This is a genomic window from Allonocardiopsis opalescens, assembly GCF_003002095.1.
GTDB lineage: Bacteria > Actinomycetota > Actinomycetes > Streptosporangiales > Streptosporangiaceae > Allonocardiopsis > Allonocardiopsis opalescens.
Map to the genome: position 1 here is coordinate 683502 of NZ_PVZC01000004.1, position 20144 is coordinate 703645.

The following is a 20144-nucleotide window of genomic DNA, read 5'->3' on the forward strand; positions in this document are numbered from 1 at the left end:
TCCTGCGCCAGGCCGGCGCCCTGCTCGTCGCGGTCCGCCGCGCCCGGCTCAGGCGAGGCATTGCGGCATCCGCCCGCCGTTGTAGGCGACCATCTCGCCGTAGACGGCCATCACGTCCAGCGGCCGCCCCAGCGGCCCGCCGTCCAGCTCCGCGTAGGCGCGGTGCAGGTTGCCGACGATGCGCTCGGAGTCGATGAGGTGCTCGAACTTCTCCCGGCCCGCCTCGCGCGCCATCTCCAGCGGGCCCATGCCCCTGGCCCGGCCCTCCAGGGCCAGCCACTGCACCCACTCCAGGTAGTCGGCGGCGTCGTCGAGCACCTCGGGCCCGGCCACGGGCCCGTGGCCGCACACGATCGTGCGCGGCTGCAGCGCGCGCAGCCGGTCCACGGCGGTGAGCGCCCCGGCCACCGAGCCCATCAGGTTGAACGGGGCGCAGCCCGACATCAGCACGTCCCCGGCGAACAGCACCCGCTCCTCGGGCAGCCAGGCCACCACGTCGTTGGTGGTGTGCGCGGGCCCCACGTAGAGCAGTTCGACGGCGCGCCCGCCCACGTGCACCCGCGCTCGCTCGGCGAAGGTGACGGTCGGCAGGGTGACGCGCACGTCCCCCCACTCCACCTCGGGCCACAGCGCAGTCAGCGCCAACCCGGCCTCGGCCATCTCCTCCGGTGCCCGCTCGTGGGCGAGGATCGGGGTGCCGGGCCCGAAGACGTGGTTGCCGTAGTTGTGGTCGCCGTGGTGGTGGGTGTTGACGATCGTGCGCGCCAGACCGGGCCAGCGCCGGTCCACGGCCTCGCGCAGCGCCAGCGCGCGGGGCTCGGTGGCCAGCGTGTCCACCACCAGCGCCCCCTGGGAGCCGACGACGACTCCTGCGTTGCTGACGCACCAGCCGCCGGGCAGCTGCGTGTAGGCGAAGACGCCGTCGGCGACCTCCTCCAGCCGCGCCGCCACCCGCGGCGCGGCGGTTCCCGCCTCCGCGCTCACGCCACCGCCCCCGTCCCACCGCCGACCCCGGCGGCGTGCGCGTGCTCGCCCGCGTGCGCGATCGTCGCCCTGCTGTTGGCGCCCAGCGCCTCGCGCAGCCGCCCGCGCGCCTCGGCGAGGGTGACGCCCGCGCCCAGCGCCTCGCGCACCGCCCCGGGGCTGATCCCGACGGTGTGCCGGGCGGTGACGACGCTGCCGCCGCCCCGGGCCGGCGCGAAGTCCCAGGCGCCGCTGTGCCCGAACAGCAGGGCGGGCGGCACCAGCTGCTTGTAGACGATCCGCTCGGCGGGGAAGCACAGCCGGATCGAGCGGGTGGTGTGCGCGGTGCCGTCGGCGGTGACGGTGTCCATCTCCAGGTCCTGCACTCCCGGCGGATCCTCGGTCAGCCGCACCCGGCCGACGTGCGGCAGCCGCCGCGGCCACAGGTCGGCGCGGCGCACGAACTCGTAGGCGTCGGCGGCCGCCCCCGGCAGGCGCACCTGGTCGGTGAAGGAGAACACCAGCTCGTCCACGGGCTGCTCCTGCTCGGCGAGCCGGCGCAGGGCGGCCAGCTCCCGCTCGCTGTTGGCGTCCACCGCCGCGGCGATCCAGTCCAGCGCCGACCCGTCGCCCGCCGCCGTGAAGGAGTGGGTGAGCACCACCTCGGTGCGGACGCCGGCCAGCGCCCGGAAGCTCCACGCGCCGGACATGGACGCGATCGGGTCGGCGCCCCGCTCCTGGCGGAAGGCTATGCGCAGCCGGGCGGGGTCCAGGAGGCGCCGCGAGGTCCACGACCGCACCTCGCCGCCGACCCTCGCCCACACCCCGATCCGCTCCTCGCGCGCGCCGCGCTCCAGGAAGCGGGCGTGCACGCACGGCTCGAAGACCACCGGCCAGCGCGTCACGTCGGCCACCAGCCCGTACAGGACGTCGGCGGGCGCGGACACCACGCACGAGTGCGCCGTGTCGCGCCGGTTGGGTTCGCTCATCGGTCAGGTCCTTCCTGGACGGGTCGTTCGGCTTGCGGCGGGGGCGCCGTTGACGGCGTCGAGCACGGCGCGCGGGGTGCGCAGGTCCGCCACCCGCTCGTCGGGGATGCGCACCCCGTAGGCGTCCTGGATGCGGGCCGCGGTCTCCATCAGGGCCAGCGAGTCGTAGCCCAGCTCCTCGAAGTCGCGGTCGGCGAAGTCGCCCGCCAAGGCGGCGGGGCGGGTCTCGCCGGCGCAGGCGATCAGCATCCGGCGCAGGTCGTCGATGGTCATCGGACTGCTCATGGTGTTCCTCCGTGTGTCGGTGTTCCCGGTTCGGCGCGGGTTCGCGCTCCGCTTCGCGAACCGGTCCGGCTACTGCGGGACCTGGCGGACGACGACGGCCGAGTTGAAGCCCCACCGCCCGCGCGCCAGCACCAGCGCGGTGCGCACGGACGCCGCCCGCGGCGCGCCGCGCACCAGGTCGATCCCGTACTCGGCGGGCACCTCCGCGGTGCCGCCCGAGGCCGGGATCATCCCGTCGCGCACGGCCAGCAGCGCCGCGACCAGGTCCAGCGGCCCGCCGCCGGAGTACAGCCGGCCGGTGAGCGCCTTGGGCACGGTGACCGCCACCCCGCCCGGCCCGAACAGGCCGCGGATCGCCTCGGCCTCGGCGCGGTCCTCCTCGGGCACGCCCGAGCCGTCGGCGAAGACCGCGTCGACGTCCCCGGGGGCGGCCCCGGCGTCGGCCAGCGCCAGCTCGGCGGCGCGGCGCAGGCCGGGCGGCCGGCCCGAGCCGGGCGCGGGGTCGAAGGTGGCGGCGTACCCGGCGATCTCGCCGTAGACCCGCGCGCCGCGCACCCGGGCCGTCGCCGCGTCCTCCAGCACCAGGATCGCGCCTCCCTCGCCGGGCACGTAGCCGCACGCGCGGGCGTCGAACGGCAGGTAGGCCCGCCGGGGGTCGGCGGAGGCGCTGAGCCGGCCGCTGGAGATCTGGGCGACCCAGCCCCAGGGGTCGAGGGCGGAGTCCACCCCGCCGGTGACGACCAGCGGGGTGCCGCGGCCGATGGTGCGGCGGGCGTGGCCGACGGCGTCCAGGCCGCCGGCCTGCTCGGCCACCAGCGCGCTGCCGGGCCCGCGCATCGTGTGCCGGATGGAGATCTGGCCGGTGTTGACCGCGTAGAACCAGGCGAAGGACTCGTACACGCTGACGGCGCGCGGCCCCTGCGACCACAGCTTCTTGAACTCGCGGTGGGTGAACGCGAAGCCGCCGGCGGCGTTGGAGGTCACCACGCCCATGTCGTAGTCGGTGAACAGGCCGGGGTCGATCGCGGCGTCGGTCAGTGCCTGGTCGGCCGCCACCAGTGCCATCCGGGTCGACACGTCGGTCTGCGGCAGCAGCCGGCCCGGCAGGTGCGCGGCGGCGTCGAAGTCCGGCAGCTGCCCGGCCAGCCGCACCGGGTAGCGCGACACGTCGAAGCGGGCGAGGGTGGCGACCCCGCTCCGCCCCGCGAGGGTCGCCGCCCAGAACGGCTCCGCGCCCGGCCCGTTGGGGGCGACGACGCCCAGCCCGGTCACGTAGGCGCTCATCCGCGCGCTCCCCGGCGGCGGCGCAGCACCATCGCGCTCGTCTCCTCCACCCCTCGCGCTGACGACCCGGTCGGCGGGGAAGCCCCGGTCTCAGGGCATCCGCTCCCACAGGTCCAGGCGGTGCTCGGCGGCGTAGTCGGTGCCGCCGATGTGCTCGGGGGCCAGCGACTGGACGTGGCCGGTTTCGAAGCCGGGCCAGTCCGGCAGCCCGGCGCCGGCGGGCTCGCCGTGGGCGGCGAAGGCGGCCCAGTACCGGTTCATCCGGTCGGCCAGTCCGCGCTGCGCCGCCGGAAGCGGGGGAGCGCCGGGCAGGTCGAACTGGTAGGCGAGTTCGCCGGCGTGGCAGGCGCCGGCCGGGAAGCCCGGGAGCGGTACGGGCTGCGGGGCGTCGCGGTCGGCGAACTCATACAGCCAGGTGCCGGTGTGCTCGGCCAGGGCGCGGCCCAGCTCCCAGGTGGGGCGCGCCCAGGCCCGGTCCGTGCTGATCTGCGCCCAGGCGAGGCCGGGCGTCGGGAAGCGGTCGAGCGGGTAGTGCCGGGCGATCTCGGCGGCGGCGCCGCCGAAGGCTTCAGCGAGCAGCCGCGGGTAGCCCTCCGCCGTGACGGGGCGGCCGGCGAGTTCGGCGAAGAGGCCGACGAAGAACCGCGCCTCGTCCAGTGTGGTGCCCAGCATCACCGGCATCCGGTGGAAGCGGCCGGCGGGCAGCGCCGTTCCGGGCGACTCCGGCAGGGTCGCGCCGCCGTAGGCGGGGCGGATGAAGGCGTCCGTCGCCTGGAGCAGTTCGGCCACCGGTACCCGCCGCAGCCGTGCGAGCGCCGCCTCCGGGTCGTCGCCGGGCGCTGTCCAGCCGTGCTCGGCGGCGGTGGCCGCTCCGAAGCGCTCCAGTTCGGCGGCCGGGATCCAGCGCGGCGGGAGCGCCGGGACGCCGGGGATGAGGGTGTGCGCGGGGGTGGCGCCCAGGACCGAGAAGGGGCTCTGCAGGATCGCGCGGTGGAACAGCCCGGCCGAGGCGGGCGACACGAGGTGCGCCGCGATCATGAGGGCGCCGTAGGAGGAGCCGACGAGCGCCACCCGGCCGGGGTCGCCGCCGAAGCGCGCGATCTCCCGCCGCACCCAGCGCAGCGCGGCCTGCTGGTCCTGCAGGCCGAAGGTGCCGCCGTCGGCCAGTCCGGGGTGGCCGAAGCAGGCCAGCACGCCGAGCCGGGCGTTGGGCGCGACCACGACGGCGCCGCCTGCGGCGGCGAGCCGGTGGGGGTCGAAGCCGGCGCTGCCGCCGTTGGTCCCGCCGCCGCCGTGCAGCCAGATGATCACCGGGCGCCCCGCGCCCTGGGCGGGCGGCGCCGCGTCGGGCACGGTGACGTCCAGGGTCAGGCAGTCCTCGTCGAGGGAGGCGGCGGCGAAGGGCTGGGCCGGCTGCGGCGCGGGGCCGGCCGGCTCGGTCGCGTCGCGGACCCCGGTCCACGGCTCGACCGGTGCCGGGGCCCGCCAGCGCCGCTCGCCGACCGGGGGCGCGGCGTAGGGGATGCCCTGGAACGACTGGTAGCCGTCGAGTCGGCGGCCCCGGACGGCGCCGCTGCTGAGCCGTACGGTGACGTGCCGGCTCATCGCGGGTGCCCCGTGGGGACGCATGGTTGCAATATGATCATATTGCCACGGTAGCAGTACGAGCCTATTGCCGGCGCCGGAGTCGTCCGCGCGCCGCTGGAAGGGAGGGGGATCAGTGCCGGTCGGGAGCAGGGTGCTTGCTGAAGACGACGGCGACGGCCCGGCTCAGCACCTCGCGGGCCGGGAAGGCGTCCGCGCCTGAGAGCACGACCTGGTCGCCCAGGCCCTGCACCGTCGCCAGGATCAGGCGGGCGGCGAGCATGGGATCCGTGCCGGGCTCGACCTCGCCGCGCGCCATGCCGTTCTCGACCGCCGTGGTGACGTAGCCCAGCAGCTCGCCGCCCGCCCGCCGGGCGACCTCCGCCAGACCGGGGTGGTTCAGCGCCTGCGCCTGCAGGCCCTGCCGGACGCGGAACTCGAGCTCGCGCTCGGCGTCGAGGGGCAGCAGTTCGAGCAGGCTGCCCAGCAGCACCTCGGCGATCGGCAGCCGGGTGGCCTCGCCGTCGCGGACCCGCGCCCGCACCCGTTCGCTCATCCGCTGCACGGCGTCGTGGTAGGCGAAGCGCAGCAGCGCGTCCTTGCCGGGAAAGTAGTGCTGGATCAGCCCGACCGAGACCCCGGCCTCGGCCGCCACCCGCATGAAGGACACCCCGGTGAACCCGTCGGCGGCGAGCAGCCGCTGGAAGGCGCGGGCGATCTGCGCGCGCCGCTGGTCGTGATCGGCAAGCCGCGGCATTCCGAGATCATACAGCCGTACTGCTACCGTCGACCCGCCGCGCCGCGCCCGCGGCACCATTCGTCCGCCCCGAACCGAAACGGAGAGCCCTCCCATGCGCACCAGCCTGCGTGACGGCCTGAAGGCGGCCCTCAAGGCCCGCGACCGCGTCGCCGTCACCGCCCTCCGCTCCGCCCTGGCCGCCATCGACAACGCCGAGGCCGTCCCCGCTGATCACCCGCTGGACGCCGCCGCGAGCAGTGAGCACGTCGCCGGCGCGGCGCTCGGCGTGGGAGCGGCTGACGTGGCGCGGCGCCGGCTCACCGAGGAAGAGGTGCGCTCCATCGTCGAGAAGGAGGCCCGGGACCGCACCGCCGCCGCGGCGGAGTACGAACGCCTCGGCCGCACGGACGCGGCCGAGCGCCTGCGCACCGAGGCGGAGGTGCTGAACCGGCACCTGGCGCCCGGCGCCTGAGGCCCGCCGGTCCGGCCCGCTCACCACACCAGGGGAACCACCAGGCTGAGCAGCGCCAGTAGGACCACGAGGCAGCCTCCGGCGGGCGGACCCGAGCGCCGGCCCGCCTGGGCGTCGAGTTCGCGCAGCATGTGCGCCTGGGCCGGGCAGCCGGGGGTGACCTCCTCTGCGCCGCTGAAGGTGTCGCGGGGGTGCGGCGGACGCCCCGGTGCCGGCGCGCATCATGCTCACGGCCATGTAGCCGTGCTCGCCGTAGATGAGGATGCCCTCGGGCTCGGCGCCCAGCGGCCCCTCGCCGGTGCTCCCGTCCTCGTCCAGTTCGTGGTAGGCGAGCAGCCGCCACACGCCGACCAGGTCGTCCGCCGCCATGTCACTCCTCCGGGCCGGGCGGGTCCTCGGACTCCGCGCGGGGGTGGGGCACGCCGGTGGGGCGGCTGGACACCACGCAGCGCCGCACCCGCAGCTCGGCGCCCTGCCCCCACAGCCGGTTGGGCTCCAGGCTCTGGTCGTCCAGGAAGTGCTGCGGGGTGGGTTCGCCCAGCTCGGTGGAGAAGAAGTAGTCCTCGGCGCTGGCCACCCGCACCAGCGCCTGCTGCTGGGGGTGGGCGTAGTCCAGGCAGGTGAACATGCCCAGGCCGAAGTTCAGCTCCACCGGCTCCACCGTGGTGGGCACCCCGCCGTGGTCGACCACCAGGTGCTCGCGCGAGGGCAGCAGGTGGCCCAGCCGGGTGACCTCGTAGACGAGCTCGCCGTCGAGGTACCAGCGCACCTTCCCGGCCGCCCGGTCGTAGGAGATCCGGGTGTGGTGCCACTGCTCGGGCGTGCGCCGCGCCACCGGGATCTGGTAGACGAAGGCCGCGTATTTGCCCTGTTTGGGGCCGCGGGCGAAGCGCTTGCGCCAGGCTGCGGGGGCCAGCGCGGGCTTGCGGGCGAAGGGCAGCCGCTCGTAGACGACGTAGACCCGCTTGTCGGACAGGAAGAAGTCGAAGATCGTGTTGCTCACCGGGTCGCCGGCGTTCATACCGACCGAGGCCAGCCGCAGCTCGTCGACGGGGTCGTGCACCGCCTCGCCGAAGGGGTGCTTGTCGCAGCCGTAGACGCGCCCCGACAGCCACGTCTCGAAGGACAGCTCGTAGCCGGGCACGGCGTCGAAGCCGGGCAGGCCGCTGGAGGCGGTGTGGGCCATGTCGGCCAGCCATTTGACGTGGTCCACCGTGCCGGAGATGCCGAAGCCGTTGTCGTCCTCCTGGGCGAGGGTGCGCACGAACGCGGGCTCCCCGGTGTCGGGGTGGGTGCCGCTCGCGATGACCCGCAGGCCCCGGCGGGAGGTCGTGGCGATGCCGTCGTCGGTGGTGTAGGGCCCCTCGGCCAGCGAGTAGTGCCAGCGGGCGCCCTTCCCCTCGGTGACGAAACCGTCGCGGAAGTCGTCCCACACGATGCGGTAGCCGTGGCGGCCGGCCGCGGCGGTCGGAGCGGTGGACGTGTTCGCGTGCTTCATCCGGAGTGCCTTTCTCAGCGCGGGCCCGGTGCGGGCGTCGCGGCGGGACGGTGTCGACACCTCCACCATGCCCACCCGCCGACCTGCGACAACGCTGCCGCCGACGCCGTAGGCGGCTAGTAGTTGCCCAGGCCGCCGCAGACGTTGAGCGCCTGCGCCGTGACGGCCGCGGCGCCGTCGCCGATGAGGTAGCAGACCATCGCGGCGACCTCGTGCGGCTCCACGTAGCGGCCGATCGGCACCCGCGCGGTGATGCGGGCGTGCGCCTCGTCCTCGCTCACGTCCCAGATCCCGGCGTAGTGCTCGCGCACCCGCTCGGCCATCGGCGTCTCCACGAAGCCGGGGCAGACCGCGTTGACGGTGATGCCGGTCGCGGCCAGTTCCAGGCCCAGCGCCTTGCTGAAGCCGACCACCCCGTGCTTGGACGCCGAGTAGGCCGCGGCATGGATGACGCCCTGCTTGCCGCCGGTGGAGGCGATGTTGACGATGCGCCCGGTGCCGCGGTCGAGCATCCGCCCCTCGTCGAGCACGGCCTTGGTCACCAGGAACACGCTGTTGAGGTTGGTGTCGATCACGTCGTACCAGAGTTCGTCGGCCAGGCGGGCGGTCGTGCCGCCGCCGGGCCGCCCGGCGTTGTTGACCAGGATGTCGATCGGGCCGTAGCGCGCCACGCCCGCCCGCACGAAGGCGCGGACCTGCTCGGGAGAGGTCACGTCGCAGCGCTGTCCGTCGGCCTCCAGGCCCTTGGCCCGCAGCTCCTCGACGGTGGCGGCCACGGCGTCGGCGCGCCGCGAGCACAGGTACACCGCGATGCCCTGCTGGGCGAGGGCGGTGAGTTGCGCAACCGCTCGCGCACGGTCGAGCACGACGGCCGGGGCTGACCGGGGCGCGGGCGGGCTGGCATGATCGGCCCGGCCGCACCACCCGCCGGGCGCGCACGCGAGAGGAGCCGACGAATGCACCCCGCACCCCTCCCACCCGACGACCGGCGGGAGCGCCTGCGCCACGTCTACTGGATCGGCGGCGGCAGCGGGGCGGGGAAGTCCACCATCGCCCGGCGCCTCGCCGAGCGGCACGGGATGCGCCGGTACGACACCGACGCCGCCATGCCCGGCCACGCCCGCCGGGTGCCCGCCGAGCAGGCGCCCCGGCTGCGCGCGTTCGCCGCGATGGACATGGACGAGCGGTGGCTGGCCCGCAGCCCGCGCCAGATGCTCGACGGCTTCCACTGGTTCCACGGCGAGGGCTTCGACCTGATCGTCGAGGACCTGCTGGCCCTGCCCGCGGACCGGCCGGTGCTCGCCGAGGGCTTCCGGCTGCTGCCCGAACTGGTGCGGCCCCTGCTGGCCGACGCGCACCGCGCCGTGTGGCTGCTGCCGACCCCCCGGTTCCGCGCGGCGGTCTTCGAAGCGCGCGGCGGGTCGGCCTGGGGCTTCCTGGCCGAGACCAGTGACCCGCGGCTCGCGCTGCGCAAGCTGCTCCAGCGCGACGCGCTGTTCACCGACCGGCTCGCCGAGCAGACCCGGCGGCTGGGCCTGCCCGGGCTCAGGGTCGATTCCGCCGACACCGAGGACGGACTGGCGCGGCGGGTCGGCACGCTGTTCGGCCTGGCGGACTAGGCCGGTCGCGGCGCGGCCGACCGGCCGGGCACCACGCCTCCGCCGCTCTGGCGGGACAGCCGGGCCCCATCGGTGCCCGCCTCGGGCTCGGTCCGGCTCATGGCGGCCCTCCTCACGGTCGTCGCGGCTCTGCGGGGTCAGATCTTGAGCAGCCGGGCCGTGTAGGCGCGGGCGGCCGGCTCGAACTGGATCGCCATGTGGGTGGAGATGGCGGCGACGTCCGCGGCGGCCGTCGACAGCGGTCGGTGGGGCATCGGGGTACCTCCTGGCTGGGTGGCGCGGCGGGAAGGCCGTCGCGGCGACGATCGCCGACACCGTTGGAGGCCGGCTCGATTCCCACTGGAGGAGGGGTGCCGCGGCGGGCGCGCGGCCCGGTCAGCGGGGCGGCCGCGACCTGTCGGTCGATCCACCGAACAGCATCATTGATGACTCTGTGTGCACTTGCGATCGCTCGGTGATACTTTTTGGCCGATCACTCGGCTCGTGGGGCGGGTGCGACCGGCGCGGTCCGGCTTCGGACGCGGCGGTGCGCGGAGCGGCGGGTCCCGTTCGACCTCTCGGAGGAGACACCCACCATGGGCCTTCGCATCCTCACCGAGCAGCCGCGCCACCTGGCCGACGCCGGCCTGCTGGTGCTGCGCGCCATGATCGGCGCGGTGTTCGTCGCGCACGGCGCGAGCGACTTCTTCACGCCCGGCTTCGGGGTGGCGGCGCTGGCCGAGTGGCAGCGCGACGCCGGGATCCCGCTGCCGGAGCTGTCGGCGCCCTTCACCGTCTTCGGCCAGTTCCTGGGCGGTGTCCTGTTCCTGCTGGGGGCGCTGACCCGGCTGCTGGCGCCGGCCTTCGTGGTGATGATGCTCGGCGCGGTGCTCTACGTGCACATCCCGGCGGGCGGCGGCTTCTTCAACGACTCCGGCGGCGGCGTGATCGGCTACGAGTACCCGCTCACCCTGGCAGCGGCCTGCACCGCCCTTCTGCTGACGGGCCCGGGTCGCTTCAGCGTCGACCGGATGGTGGTGGACCGGTGGGCGCGCCCGGCGGGCGGCGGCCGGGAACCGCTGGCGGAGCCGGCCGACGCCTGAGCCGGGCGGCCGCCGGTCAGCCGTCCTCGGCGGTGTCGGCCGGTGCGGCGCGGCGCGCCCGGCGGGTGTCGCGCCCCACCCGGCGCACGTCGGCGACCGGGCCCACGTGCCGGAGCTTGTCGGGGTTGACCACGCTGCGGATCATCTGGATCCGCCCGCCGTGGATGTCGAGGGACAGGGCGTTGACGACCTTGCCGTCGCGGTCGCGGAAGACGGCGCCGGGCTGCCCGTTGACCTGGCGGGTCTCGAAGCTGCCGCCGATCGCGAAGAGCGCTGGGACCATGGAGCCGAACAGCCGGGCGACATTGTCGGCTCCGGCGACGCCGCGCCCGTAGACGGGGGTCTTGCCGCCGCCGTCGCCGACCGCCTGCACGTCGGCCGCCAGCAGCTCCCGCAGCGCGGCGACGTCGCCCTCGCGGATCGCGTCGAAGAAGCGCTCGGCGAGTTCCTGCCGCTCCCGCCGGTCGGCCTCGAAGCGGGGGCGGCCCTCGCCCATGTGGCGGCGGGCGCGCACCGCCAGCTGGCGGCAGGCCGCCTCCGAGCGCCCCACGGCGGCGGCGACCTCGGCGAAGTCGAAGGCGAACACGTCGCGCAGCACGAACACCGCCCGCTCCAGCGGGCTGAGCCGTTCGAGCAGCAGCAGCGCCGTCATCGACACCGAGTCGGCGAGTTCGGCCGAGCGCTCGGGGTCCTCGTAGGGGTCCTCCAGCAGCGGTTCGGGGAACCACTCGCCGACGTAGGACTCCCGCCGCACCCGGGCCGAGCGCAGCACGTCGATCGCGACCCGGGTCACCACCGTCGACAGGAAGGCCGGCGCGGAGTCGGGTTCGGTCTCGGCGGCCGCGTAGCGCAGCCAGGTCTCCTGGACGGCGTCCTCGGCGTCGGCGACGCTGCCCAGGATCCGGTAGGCGATGGAGAACAGCAGCGGCCGCGCGCTCTCGAACTCGTGGGTGCGCGTCATGGCGGGGTCAGGCCCGGGCCGCGGAGGCGTCGCCGAGGACCCGGGCGGTGCGGCCGCCGTCCTTGCGCCAGGAGTACTCCCCGGGCTTGCGGGCCTCGGTGCGCAGGTGGCGGACGGAGGACTTGCAGGTGAACTCCTTCAGCGCCGCCCCCAGCCTGCCGCTGACGTGGAAGGCCAGCGGGGTGTCGTCGCTGTGGGCGAACTGGAAGGTGCCGCCCTGGCGCCCCAGGCTCAGGCACTGGCCGATGAACCCGGTGTCGACCGGCGCGGGCTCATCACCGGCGATCCGGCTGAGCACGGTGTCGGCGGCCTGGGCGCCCAGCGGCACCGCGGACTGGCAGCTCATCCGCAGCGGCCGCCCCGAGGGGGAGGCGGCGTCGCCGGCGGCGACGATGCGGTCGTCGGTGACGCTGGTGAGCGTCTCGTCGGTCAGCAGCCGCCCCGAGGCGTCGGTGGCGAGTCCGCTGTCGCGGGCCAGCGCGGGAACCGCGAACCCGGCCGTCCAGACGGTCAGGCCGCTGGGGGTGCGGCGGCCGTCGGCGAGTTCGACGGCGTCGGCCGCCACGGCGACCACTTTGGCCTGGTCGCCCTGGAGTACGCGGACGCCCAGTTCGGCCAGCCGCTTGGCGACCGCGCGGCGGCCGTTGGGGTGCAGGTAGGGGCCGAGGATCCCGCCGCACACCAGGGTGACGTTGCGTCCGGCTTCGGCGAGTTCGGCGGCGGTCTCGATGCCGGTCGGGCCGCCGCCGACCACGGTGACCGGGGCCGGGACGGGGGTGTCGGCCAGCGCCGAGCGCAGCCGCCGGGCGTCCTCCAGGGAGCCGAGCGGGTGGGCGAACTCCGCCGCTCCGGGGACCGCGGGGGCGGCGCCGGAGCTGCCCACCGCGTAGACCAGGTAGTCGTAGCCGATGGCGCCCTCGGCGGACAGGACCACGGTTCGGGCGGCGGCGTCGATCCGCACGGCCGTGCCCACCACCAGGCGCACGCCCTCGGCCAGCAGGTCGGCGTAGTCGGCGACCGCGTCGTCGGAGCCGCCCACGAGCTGGTGCAGCCGGATGCGCTCGACGAACTCCGGACGGGCGTTGACCAGGGTCACGGTCACGTCCGGGCGCCGCCTGAGCCGGTTCGCCGCCATGACGCCCGCGTACCCTCCACCGATCACCACTGCGTTCGACCGCATCGCCGGTCACCCCGTTCGTGACGTCGGCGGCGCCCTTCGCCGCCGTCCCCATGGAAGACGAGGCGGTCGGCCCGGCTGTGACATCGCGGCCGCGTGCGGCTACCGGGCCGTGGCGACGGCGTCGCGTGCGGCCAGCCGGGTGATCGCCGCCAGGTCGGGGCCGTCCGGTTCGATGCCGAAGGTGTCGCGCAGCACGCCGGGCAGTTCGGCCGGGGTGAGCGTGCGCTCGGTGGTGGCGCCGTCGGGCGTGGTGGTGGCCAGGGTGAGGTCGCGCAGGGTGGTGCGCGCCTCGGGGCCGGTGCGCTGGCACAGCAGCTGGCCGGTGAAGGGGGAGCGCGGGTGGGTGGCGGTGTAGTGGTTGCGCACCGCGTAGTCGGCGGGGTGCTGGGGGTCCAGGGTGAAGCTGTGCAGGTCGAACCAGCCGTCGGGGTGCAGGGAGCGCAGCACCCACATGGCGGTGCCGTCCGCGGCGGCCATGCGGTCCAGCCGGAAGGACCAGCCGCCCTGGCGCACCTCGGCGCCGTCGCGCCGCGGCAGCGGTTCGAGCAGTCCTTCGCCGCCGAAGCCCACGTCGGCCAGCCAGGTCCGCCCGTCAAGGTCGACGCCGAGCAGGGCGTGGCTGGTGGGCCGCACCTGGTCGGAGCCCATGCGCACCCGGGCGACGTAGCCGGTGACGGCGTAGCCCAGCCGCTCCAGCACGGCGGCCAGCAGCAGGTTGTGCTCGTAGCAGTAGCCGCCGCGCGGCCGCCGCACCAGCTTGTCCTGGATGTCGCCGATGTCCAGGGAGACGGGGTGGCCCAGCGCCGGGTCGATGTTCTCGAACGGGATCGCGGCGGCGTGCGCGCGGTGCAGGGCGTGCAGGGTGTCCAGCGTGGGGGCGGTGCCGCCGGTGTGGCCGAGGCGGGCCAGGTAGGCGTCCAGGTCGACGCCCGCGCCGCCCCAGTCGGCGGGGCGGGCCGCGGCGATGGGGGCGGCGGCCGGGGATCTTCGGGTTTCGGGCATGGAGCTCGCTCCTGTGCGTTGGCGGGTTCGGCGGGCGAGGCGGGGCCGGGCCACCTAAACTACACATACTGTGCAGATCAGAAATTACACACGACGTGTAGTTTCGTGCAAGGGGGTGGGATGGCGGCCGACCGGACCCCGGCCAACGCCCGCGGCCGCCGCACCCGGACCGCGCTGCTGGACGCGGCCCGCGCGATCGTGGAGGCCGAGGGCTACCACGCCCTGACCATGGCCGCCGCCGCCGAACGCGCCGGAGTCACCCGCCGCGCCGTCTACCTGCACTTCTCCTCGCGCGCCGAACTCGTCACCGCCCTGTTCGCCCACGTCACCGACGCCGAGGGCCTGGCGGAGTCCACCCGCGCGGTGTGGTCGGCCCCCGACGCCGTCACCGCCCTGCGCCGCTGGGCCGAGCACCTGGCCCGCTTCCACCCCCGCGTCCTCGCCGTCGGCCAGGCCAACGACCGCGTCCGCCACACCGACCCCGACGCCTCCTTCGTATGGCGCCTGGTCACCGACGACTGGCGCGAGCAGTGCCTGCGCCTCACCCGCCGCCTGGCCGAAGAGGGACGCCTGGCCGCGCACTGGACCCCCGACACCGCCGCCGACCTGCTGTGGGCGCTGATGTCCTTCGACGTGGTCGAGGCTCTGCTGGTGCGGTGCGGCTGGTCCCCGGCCGACTATGCAGAGCGGCTGTGGGCGCTGTACCGGGCGGCACTGGTGGCGCCAGACGCGCGCTGATCGGCTGCTGCGGGAGTCACGGCCGCCGTACCGGCCAACGGGCCGCCCATGGTGACCTGGCGGTGAGATTCACGTAACTGCACGTACCGATCAGCTCGTAGCGGTGGCGTGCCGGTCACCCGGTGTGCCTACGGTGTCCCCGTCACCTGGAGAAGGGGAGTGGCATGGGCAAGGGCAAGCACGCCAACCAGGACGTTCCCGAAGACAGCGGCAAGGGCAGCCCCAGTCGGCAGGACGGGAGCCGCGGCCCCGGGCACGGGGGCGGGGGAGAGAAGACCGGCGACGGTAAGAGCGGCGACAAGAAGTGACGGCCGCCCCCGCGCCGGAACGGCGGGTCCGCGCGTTCCTGGACCTGCTGCGCGGCACCGGCCGACTGGCGCCGGAGTGGGAGGCGCCGTTCACCGCCGTGCAGCGGCACCGCTTCCTCCCCGATGTCATCTGGGCGCCCGCCGGGGACGATGACGGCGACGGGTACGTGCCGGTGGGCTCCGACGATCCGTACTGGTGGGACGAGGCGGCCTACGCCGACGTGGCCGTGGTGACGCAGGTGGACGACGGCCGCCCCGCCGGGCCCGGCGGTCGCGGCCTCATCGCCACCAGCTCGGCCTCGCAGCCGTCGCTGGTCGCATGGATGCTCACCGAGTCCGACGTGCGCGTCGGCCATCGGGTGCTGGAGGTCGGCACCGGGACCGGCTACAACGCCGCCCTGCTGAGTGCGCGTCTGGGTGACGGCAAGGTGGTCACGGTGGAGGTGGACGAGGCACTGGCGGAGCGCGCCCGCGCGGTGCTGGCCGACGCGGGGCACCGGCCCCAGGTGGTCACCGGGGACGGCGCGCGGCCGGTCGGACGGGGCCGCTTCGACCGGGTGATCGCCACGGCCGCCGCGAGGGCGGTGCCCTACCCGTGGGTGGAGCAGACGGTGCCCGGCGGCGTCGTGCTCACCCCGTGGGGGCCGGGTTTCGGATCACCGCACCTGCTGCGCCTGATCGTCGAGGAGGACGGCCGGGCCCACGGGCGTATCGTCGGCGCGGCCCCGTTCATGTGGCTGCGCGACCACCGCGCTCCGGCGGGGCGCATGTGGGACCACGTGGCCGACGACGCGCCCACCGCCGAAGGCCGTATCGCCGTGAGCCCCCGGGTCGTCGCCCGCGACGATCGCGGACTGGAACTCGCCCTGGGGGTGCTGGTGCCCCGGCTGAACTACGCCCTGTACGAGGCCAAGGACGGCTCCGGCGAGGCGACGGTCTACGTCTACGACCGGGCCGGGTCCTGGGCGTGGGCCGAGTACGAGCCCGGCGCCGCCGACTACGAGACCCATCACCACGGCCCCCGCGACATGTGGGCCGAGGTGGCGGCCGCCTACCGGTGGTGGACCGGCGCCGGGCGGCCGGGAGTCGACCGGTTCGGCCTCACCGTGACCCCGCATGGCCAGACCGTCTGGCTCGACTCCCCGGCCCGGCCGGTGGGTTCGTGACCGAGCCGAGTCGCCGGCTGCGACGGCACAGGTAAACAGTCCTGAGCGCTCAACGCCGTCCGGTGGGCCGAGCCCGGCTGGGAACGGTCCGGGCTGACCGTCTCGCGTGGAGGGCTGGCGGTGTGGTTCGACCAGCCCGGCCGCGTCGTCCGGATACCGGAGGCGACGGACACGCAGGGTCACAGGTCGATGGAGTAGTCCAGTACCGCGCGGTCGGCCGGAATGGTGATCTCCGCGACCTCGACCACCCGTTCCCCGGCCAGCATCCGGCGTGTCACGACGAAGACCGGTACTCCCGGTGGGATGTCGAGGAACTCGGTCTCCGCCGGGTAGGGCATCCGCGACGAGATCGACTCCTCCACCCGCGTCACGGTGATGCCTAGTGACCGGAACTGGGCGAGGTTGCCGCCCGGCCAGGGCTCGTTCGCCGGATCGGCCACCGGAGTGTCGGCCACCATGGACAGCAGCAGCCAGGAGCGCGACAGCTGCGAGGCCGCGTCTCCGGCGTAGAAGGTGAACCGCCGCTCCAGCAGGACCTCGTCCGGCGGCACACCGAACAGTTCGGCGACCTGCGGACGCGTGACCTCCGCGAACTCCCGGTCGAGCCGATAGTCCGACCAGCCGATCCCGTGGTCGCGGGTGAACGACGTTTCCGGCCGCTCAGGTGTTGCCGCCGCGTCCACGCGGTACCGGTCGCCCGCGATCCGGCGCACCGTCGGCAGCGTCCGGACCGTCGTCCCGCCGCCGCGCCGGGTGCGCACCAGCCCTTCGCCGACGAGCGTCGAGATCGACTTTCGGGCCGTGATCTCCGAGACGCCGTATTCCCGCTGGAGTTGAGCGTTGGACGGCAGCCGGGCTCCGGGCTGGAGGGTGCCGTCAAGGATCTGCGCACGCAGCTCATCGGCGATGCGGAGGTAGGCGTCCCGCTCGACCACGCCGCCTCCCCATGTCCCGCATCCGGCCTCCTGACTATGACATCTACCGTGCGCCTCCGCGACCACACTGCTTCAACGTCAATATTCAACACCCCTCGTCAGATTGACTATTCACCCGCGATATGAATTTATCGAGGCAGACCTGAGCGGAGGGCCCCTTCATGCTGGAGCGCTTGTACGGCGACTGTGACCCCAAACCCACCTGCCCGACCATGTGGCGCACTGACCGAGGCACCTACGTGGTTCAGGGCTACATCGTCACCGACCCTGAGGAGCTGGCCACTCTGAACCTGCCACCTGGCGAGACCGCGGTCGAGGTGCCAGCCCGGTTGCTGGAGCGGTTGCACGAGCACACGATCGGCAGTGTCCATGCTGACTGAGGCCGAGTTGGAGAAGCTGTTCGACGGGATGCGGCACAGCGCATTTCGGCTGGAGACGCTGCCCGTGTACGACGTGCCGGGCGAGGCGGACCGGAAGGCGCGGTACTTCGCCGGGGAGTCGATGGAGCCGGACGACGCGACCCGCGAGTACCTGGAGATGATGCAGGCCGAGATCAGCAGCGGTAAGCGGTGGCACAAGGTCCACGTCCTCACGCGACCGCTGACGCCGTACCTGCGGTTCGAATGCGAGGCCGGGTACGCGATCTCCACTCGGTACGGCCAGGAGGTAGGCATCCTCGACATCACCGACCGGGCTGCACCGCCCGCGCTCGTCGGCGTCGGCGACTTCTGGCTTTTCGACAACGAGACCGTTGCGCTCCTGCGATACGAGGACGGTCGATTCCTCGGCGCCGAGTTGGCGCCTACGTCCGTCATACCGCAGTATCGCACCGCCCGCGACGTGGCCGAAGCCTCCGCGGTCCCGTTCACGGAGTGGTGGGCGGCGCATCCGGAGTACCGCCGGGAGCACCAGAAGCCCGCCTAGGCTGTCGTGGCGATGACACGAGACGAAGACACGCGGCGGATCGGCGCGGAGTTGCGACGGCTCCGCGCCGGCGCCGGCCTCACCGGCCAGGAGGCGGCCCGCCGCTCCGGGATGAGCCAGCCCAAGATCAGCAGACTTGAACGCGGCGTGAACAGGGCGAGCGTCGAGGACGTCGAGACGCTGTGCGCCACCTACCGCGCCTCGACTACAGACCGGGACACCCTGGTCGGGCTGGTCGAGAGGCTGCACCGCACCGTCGAATCAGCGGCCACGATCCGGCGCGGCGGCACCCACATCAAGCAGGCGCAGATCCGTCGCGTCGAAGCCGCAGCCACGGAACTGCGGTACTTCCAGCCGATGACCATCCCCGGTCTGCTCCAGACGGCGGAGTTCACCCGGCGAATCTACGGCCTGTCGCTGGAGAACGACGCACTCGTGCGTGCGATGCAAGCGCTCGCCGACCGCCAGCGCATCCTGTACGACCAGGACAAACGGTTGCGCTTCATGCTGACAGAGCAGTCGCTGCGGTGGCGGATCGCGCCGCCGGAGGTGATGGCAACGCAGCTTCACCACATCGCGTCGCTGTCGACACTGGCCACGGTCGAGATCGCCGTGATCCCGGCCGATGCCACCATGCACGAGGTGCCGCTGAATGCCTGGGAAGCATTCGACGACGATCTCGTATCGGTCGGCCTGGAGACCGCGACGATGACCTTCACGGATCCCGGAGACATCGCGCACTACCGACGGCTGTATGAGCTGCTGGAACGAAGTGCGGTGACGGGCGCGGATGCGCGCCAGTTGGTTACCCAACTGGCACACGATCACCTGAACTGATCAGAACCATTGAGATGATCATGGCCCTGATCTGCGACTATGCAAATATTCAGAGAGTTGCTTGTAAATTCGTATACGAGGTTGCATAATCGGGACACGAGTCCATCGAGACCTTGAGCGGTGACCCCATGACGACACTCGTACTCAAATCGCGGCGATCCGCCCTGGTAGTCGCGCCTACGTCCCCATTCGTCCTCTTGGGCTGGTCGATCTGGCTCGGGACGCACACCGGCCGCTGGTGGGCTACCGTCCAGTGCTGTCCCGGACGCCTCCTGGAAGCTGCCAACCTCCCCGAGTTGGCCGTGGCGATCAGCGCCGAAGCACGTCGGCTCGCCGCCTCCGGCCTCGTACCTACCGACCACGTCACGCAGCTGGACAGGCGGCTGACCCAGGTCGTCGCCACCATTGACACCATGCGCCTGCCCGCCGTGCCGCCGCTGCCCCACCGGATCCCGGGCGCGCTGCCGGGCCCCCGTCCGGTCATCGACGTGCGCAGGCCGCATTCGCCAGGTCTGCTGCGCCGGGTCGAGCGGGGCATCGAAAAGAAACCGGCGGCGGCGTGATCACCGACAGCCGTGCCGCCACGGCCGCCGATGTCACCGACGACGAACTGCTGGCCGCGATGCAGGAGCATGCTCCCTGCGGGTGGCGCCTGCACCTGGTGCTGCGTCCGGACGGGTCCACCCTGTTCTGGCAGGCGTGCCGGGTGCGGTCTGGGCAGGGCGAGACGCTGCTGGAGGACACGGCCGGTCACCTGTCGGCCGCGCTGACCGCACCGCCGCCCCGCCGGGACCGGGCCGGGTGCGTCGGCCGCTGGTGATTCCACGGACCACCGCCGCCGGACGGGTTCGCGCCTGAGCCGCCCGGCGGCGGTCCATGGCGGTCCCGGCCGCGGGGTCGAGAGGGACCACCGCCATCCGTCCCCACGCGGCGGCGGTTCTGTGACGAGCCTCCTCCGCGGCCGGGACCTTTCACCTCGCCCCGTCCGACCCGCACGGCGGGCGGTGCGACCGGCGGACCCGCCGCCGCACCAGCGCGGGACGGTTCCGCCCGCCGACGGACGGCAATCCGTCGGCACCCCGGCCGCGCGGCCGGCCCCTGGCCTCCTCTCCAGGTCGACCGCGCGGCCCCTCAAACCCTTCCGTCACCGGCATGACCCGTGCCCTGGACCCAGGAAAGTCCCCGTATGCCCGTTCCCACCATGGTGCCGCTGGGAGAGGCCGCCCGCCTGTCCGGACGGTCGCCGCAGGCCATCAAGGAGATGGCCGAGGCCGGCGAGGTCTTCGCCGTGCACGTCAGCGGCCATTACTACTTCGATCCCGCGAAGCTTCCGGAGCGCCCGGCCTTGCCGGAAGAGCTTCGGGGCGAGTTGCCCGAGTTGATGACGGCGCAGGAGGTGGCGCATCTGTTCCGGGTGCATCCCAAGACGGTGTCCAGCTGGGCCCGTCAGGGGCGCCTGACCTACATCCGCACCCTGGGCGGGCACCGCCGCTACACCGCCCACGACGTCCGCGCACTCCTCAACCAGCAAACCGACCCCGACCGATCCGACCCCGACACACACAAGGACGACCAATC

The 20144-nt window shown here is 73.9% G+C and carries 24 protein-coding genes and 1 pseudogene; 12 read left to right on the forward strand and 13 right to left on the reverse strand.

Annotation, left to right across the window (positions count from 1 at the left end; translation table 11 throughout):
• Positions 1 to 48 precede the first annotated feature (48 nt).
• The 6 genes from CLV72_RS16805 to CLV72_RS16830 all read right to left on the reverse strand — a co-directional run bounded on the left by CLV72_RS16805 (position 49) and on the right by CLV72_RS16830 (position 5862).
• Complete coding sequence (locus tag CLV72_RS16805; protein WP_245930248.1) at positions 49 to 984, reverse strand: MBL fold metallo-hydrolase; 936 nt, start codon at positions 982 to 984, stop codon at positions 49 to 51.
• Positions 981 to 1952: an aromatase/cyclase gene (locus tag CLV72_RS16810; RefSeq protein WP_106246862.1), complete on the reverse strand. Its 972-nt coding sequence runs from the start codon at positions 1950 to 1952 to the stop codon at positions 981 to 983. The genes CLV72_RS16805 and CLV72_RS16810 overlap by 4 nt, the downstream gene beginning before the upstream one ends.
• A gap of 3 nt (positions 1953 to 1955) precedes the next feature.
• Positions 1956 to 2237 (reverse strand): acyl carrier protein, encoded by a 282-nt coding sequence (locus tag CLV72_RS16815; RefSeq protein ID WP_170141001.1) that lies wholly within the window; start codon positions 2235 to 2237, stop codon positions 1956 to 1958.
• Between the two features lie 69 nt (positions 2238 to 2306).
• Positions 2307 to 3521 (reverse strand): ketosynthase chain-length factor, encoded by a 1215-nt coding sequence (locus CLV72_RS16820; protein WP_106246867.1) that lies wholly within the window; start codon positions 3519 to 3521, stop codon positions 2307 to 2309.
• A 90-nt stretch (positions 3522 to 3611) separates the two neighbouring features.
• Positions 3612 to 5150 (reverse strand): carboxylesterase/lipase family protein, encoded by a 1539-nt coding sequence (locus CLV72_RS16825; protein ID WP_245930249.1) that lies wholly within the window; start codon positions 5148 to 5150, stop codon positions 3612 to 3614.
• An 88-nt stretch (positions 5151 to 5238) separates the two neighbouring features.
• Positions 5239 to 5862 (reverse strand): TetR/AcrR family transcriptional regulator, encoded by a 624-nt coding sequence (locus CLV72_RS16830; RefSeq protein WP_106246872.1) that lies wholly within the window; start codon positions 5860 to 5862, stop codon positions 5239 to 5241.
• Positions 5863 to 5956: 94 nt separating this feature from the next.
• Here CLV72_RS16830 and CLV72_RS16835 point away from each other — a divergent pair, with 94 nt between their 5' ends.
• The gene (locus CLV72_RS16835; RefSeq protein ID WP_106246875.1) at positions 5957 to 6316 is read left to right on the forward strand and encodes a GatB/YqeY domain-containing protein; all 360 of its coding nucleotides are present in this window, start codon (positions 5957 to 5959) and stop codon (positions 6314 to 6316) included.
• 222 nt (positions 6317 to 6538) lie between these two features.
• On the opposite strand, the pseudogene CLV72_RS33940 reads toward CLV72_RS16835, so the two are convergent.
• From CLV72_RS33940 to CLV72_RS16850, 3 genes and pseudogenes are all read right to left on the reverse strand, one after another.
• Positions 6539 to 6685, reverse strand: a pseudogene (locus CLV72_RS33940) (lipocalin-like domain-containing protein); the annotation flags it as partial.
• A 1-nt stretch (position 6686) separates the two neighbouring features.
• Positions 6687 to 7814, reverse strand: coding sequence for a DUF6081 family protein (locus CLV72_RS16845; protein ID WP_106246877.1), 1128 nt, complete (start codon positions 7812 to 7814; stop codon positions 6687 to 6689).
• A 116-nt stretch (positions 7815 to 7930) separates the two neighbouring features.
• Positions 7931 to 8680, reverse strand: a complete 750-nt coding sequence (locus CLV72_RS16850; protein WP_106246880.1) for an SDR family NAD(P)-dependent oxidoreductase — start codon at positions 8678 to 8680, stop codon at positions 7931 to 7933.
• A 90-nt stretch (positions 8681 to 8770) separates the two neighbouring features.
• Between CLV72_RS16850 and CLV72_RS16855 the strand changes: the two genes are divergently transcribed.
• A complete protein-coding gene (locus CLV72_RS16855; RefSeq protein WP_106246883.1) occupies positions 8771 to 9433 on the forward strand; it encodes a hypothetical protein in 663 nt (220 codons plus the stop codon).
• Between the two features lie 575 nt (positions 9434 to 10008).
• Complete coding sequence (locus tag CLV72_RS16860) at positions 10009 to 10515, forward strand: DoxX family protein (RefSeq protein ID WP_106246887.1); 507 nt, start codon at positions 10009 to 10011, stop codon at positions 10513 to 10515.
• Positions 10516 to 10531: 16 nt separating this feature from the next.
• Here the strand turns inward: CLV72_RS16860 and CLV72_RS16865 are convergent, their stop codons facing one another.
• The 3 genes from CLV72_RS16865 to CLV72_RS16875 all read right to left on the reverse strand — a co-directional run bounded on the left by CLV72_RS16865 (position 10532) and on the right by CLV72_RS16875 (position 13658).
• Positions 10532 to 11476: an RNA polymerase sigma-70 factor gene (locus CLV72_RS16865; protein WP_106246889.1), complete on the reverse strand. Its 945-nt coding sequence runs from the start codon at positions 11474 to 11476 to the stop codon at positions 10532 to 10534.
• Between the two features lie 7 nt (positions 11477 to 11483).
• Positions 11484 to 12656 (reverse strand): NAD(P)/FAD-dependent oxidoreductase, encoded by a 1173-nt coding sequence (locus tag CLV72_RS16870; RefSeq protein WP_106246891.1) that lies wholly within the window; start codon positions 12654 to 12656, stop codon positions 11484 to 11486.
• Positions 12657 to 12755: 99 nt separating this feature from the next.
• A complete protein-coding gene (locus tag CLV72_RS16875) occupies positions 12756 to 13658 on the reverse strand; it encodes an arylamine N-acetyltransferase family protein (RefSeq protein ID WP_106246893.1) in 903 nt (300 codons plus the stop codon).
• Positions 13659 to 13778: 120 nt separating this feature from the next.
• Here CLV72_RS16875 and CLV72_RS16880 point away from each other — a divergent pair, with 120 nt between their 5' ends.
• The 3 genes from CLV72_RS16880 to CLV72_RS16885 all read left to right on the forward strand — a co-directional run bounded on the left by CLV72_RS16880 (position 13779) and on the right by CLV72_RS16885 (position 15870).
• Positions 13779 to 14396 carry a TetR/AcrR family transcriptional regulator gene (locus CLV72_RS16880; protein ID WP_106246896.1) on the forward strand — a complete coding sequence of 206 codons (618 nt, stop codon included), beginning with the start codon at positions 13779 to 13781 and terminating at the stop codon, positions 14394 to 14396.
• Between the two features lie 164 nt (positions 14397 to 14560).
• Positions 14561 to 14704 carry a hypothetical protein gene (locus CLV72_RS32260; RefSeq protein WP_170141002.1) on the forward strand — a complete coding sequence of 48 codons (144 nt, stop codon included), beginning with the start codon at positions 14561 to 14563 and terminating at the stop codon, positions 14702 to 14704.
• The gene (locus tag CLV72_RS16885; protein ID WP_106246898.1) at positions 14701 to 15870 is read left to right on the forward strand and encodes a methyltransferase domain-containing protein; all 1170 of its coding nucleotides are present in this window, start codon (positions 14701 to 14703) and stop codon (positions 15868 to 15870) included. Before CLV72_RS32260 ends, CLV72_RS16885 begins: the two co-directional genes overlap by 4 nt.
• Before the next feature lie 179 nt (positions 15871 to 16049).
• On the opposite strand, the gene CLV72_RS16890 is transcribed toward CLV72_RS16885, so the two are convergent.
• Complete coding sequence (locus CLV72_RS16890; protein WP_106246901.1) at positions 16050 to 16805, reverse strand: GntR family transcriptional regulator; 756 nt, start codon at positions 16803 to 16805, stop codon at positions 16050 to 16052.
• 161 nt (positions 16806 to 16966) lie between these two features.
• Here CLV72_RS16890 and CLV72_RS16895 point away from each other — a divergent pair, with 161 nt between their 5' ends.
• The 6 genes from CLV72_RS16895 to CLV72_RS33945 all read left to right on the forward strand — a co-directional run.
• On the forward strand, positions 16967 to 17185 hold the full coding sequence (locus CLV72_RS16895) for a hypothetical protein (RefSeq protein ID WP_106246903.1): 219 nt from the start codon (positions 16967 to 16969) through the stop codon (positions 17183 to 17185).
• On the forward strand, positions 17175 to 17729 hold the full coding sequence (locus CLV72_RS16900; RefSeq protein WP_106246906.1) for a DUF6879 family protein: 555 nt from the start codon (positions 17175 to 17177) through the stop codon (positions 17727 to 17729). Before CLV72_RS16895 ends, CLV72_RS16900 begins: the two co-directional genes overlap by 11 nt.
• A gap of 12 nt (positions 17730 to 17741) precedes the next feature.
• Positions 17742 to 18566, forward strand: coding sequence for a helix-turn-helix domain-containing protein (locus tag CLV72_RS16905; RefSeq protein ID WP_146159464.1), 825 nt, complete (start codon positions 17742 to 17744; stop codon positions 18564 to 18566).
• A gap of 296 nt (positions 18567 to 18862) precedes the next feature.
• Positions 18863 to 19129, forward strand: a complete 267-nt coding sequence (locus CLV72_RS16910) for a hypothetical protein (protein WP_146159465.1) — start codon at positions 18863 to 18865, stop codon at positions 19127 to 19129.
• The gene (locus tag CLV72_RS16915) at positions 19126 to 19386 is read left to right on the forward strand and encodes a hypothetical protein (RefSeq protein WP_106246913.1); all 261 of its coding nucleotides are present in this window, start codon (positions 19126 to 19128) and stop codon (positions 19384 to 19386) included. The genes CLV72_RS16910 and CLV72_RS16915 overlap by 4 nt, the downstream gene beginning before the upstream one ends.
• A gap of 366 nt (positions 19387 to 19752) precedes the next feature.
• Positions 19753 to 20144, forward strand: a 392-nt coding sequence (locus CLV72_RS33945) for a BldC family transcriptional regulator (RefSeq protein ID WP_425428073.1), incomplete at its 3' end; no start/stop codon positions are given.

Bases quoted from the DNA above. Each gene is read 5' to 3' on its own strand.
- CLV72_RS16845 (WP_106246877.1), bottom strand. From the start codon at position 7,814: ATGAAGCACGCGAACACGTCCACCGCTCCGACCGCCGCGGCCGGCCGC.
- CLV72_RS32260 (WP_170141002.1), top strand. From the start codon at position 14,561: ATGGGCAAGGGCAAGCACGCCAACCAGGACGTTCCCGAAGACAGCGGC.
- CLV72_RS16895 (WP_106246903.1), top strand. From the start codon at position 16,967: ATGCTGGAGCGCTTGTACGGCGACTGTGACCCCAAACCCACCTGCCCG.
- CLV72_RS16870 (WP_106246891.1), bottom strand. From the start codon at position 12,656: ATGCGGTCGAACGCAGTGGTGATCGGTGGAGGGTACGCGGGCGTCATG.
- CLV72_RS16855 (WP_106246883.1), top strand. From the start codon at position 8,771: ATGCACCCCGCACCCCTCCCACCCGACGACCGGCGGGAGCGCCTGCGC.
- CLV72_RS16905 (WP_146159464.1), top strand. From the start codon at position 17,742: ATGACACGAGACGAAGACACGCGGCGGATCGGCGCGGAGTTGCGACGG.
- CLV72_RS16825 (WP_245930249.1), bottom strand. From the start codon at position 5,150: ATGCGTCCCCACGGGGCACCCGCGATGAGCCGGCACGTCACCGTACGG.
- CLV72_RS16860 (WP_106246887.1), top strand. From the start codon at position 10,009: ATGGGCCTTCGCATCCTCACCGAGCAGCCGCGCCACCTGGCCGACGCC.
- CLV72_RS16875 (WP_106246893.1), bottom strand. From the start codon at position 13,658: ATGCCCGAAACCCGAAGATCCCCGGCCGCCGCCCCCATCGCCGCGGCC.
- CLV72_RS16835 (WP_106246875.1), top strand. From the start codon at position 5,957: ATGCGCACCAGCCTGCGTGACGGCCTGAAGGCGGCCCTCAAGGCCCGC.
- CLV72_RS16820 (WP_106246867.1), bottom strand. From the start codon at position 3,521: ATGAGCGCCTACGTGACCGGGCTGGGCGTCGTCGCCCCCAACGGGCCG.
- CLV72_RS16865 (WP_106246889.1), bottom strand. From the start codon at position 11,476: ATGACGCGCACCCACGAGTTCGAGAGCGCGCGGCCGCTGCTGTTCTCC.
- CLV72_RS16830 (WP_106246872.1), bottom strand. From the start codon at position 5,862: ATGCCGCGGCTTGCCGATCACGACCAGCGGCGCGCGCAGATCGCCCGC.
- CLV72_RS16810 (WP_106246862.1), bottom strand. From the start codon at position 1,952: ATGAGCGAACCCAACCGGCGCGACACGGCGCACTCGTGCGTGGTGTCC.
- CLV72_RS16815 (WP_170141001.1), bottom strand. From the start codon at position 2,237: ATGAGCAGTCCGATGACCATCGACGACCTGCGCCGGATGCTGATCGCC.
- CLV72_RS16900 (WP_106246906.1), top strand. From the start codon at position 17,175: ATGCTGACTGAGGCCGAGTTGGAGAAGCTGTTCGACGGGATGCGGCAC.
- CLV72_RS16880 (WP_106246896.1), top strand. From the start codon at position 13,779: ATGGCGGCCGACCGGACCCCGGCCAACGCCCGCGGCCGCCGCACCCGG.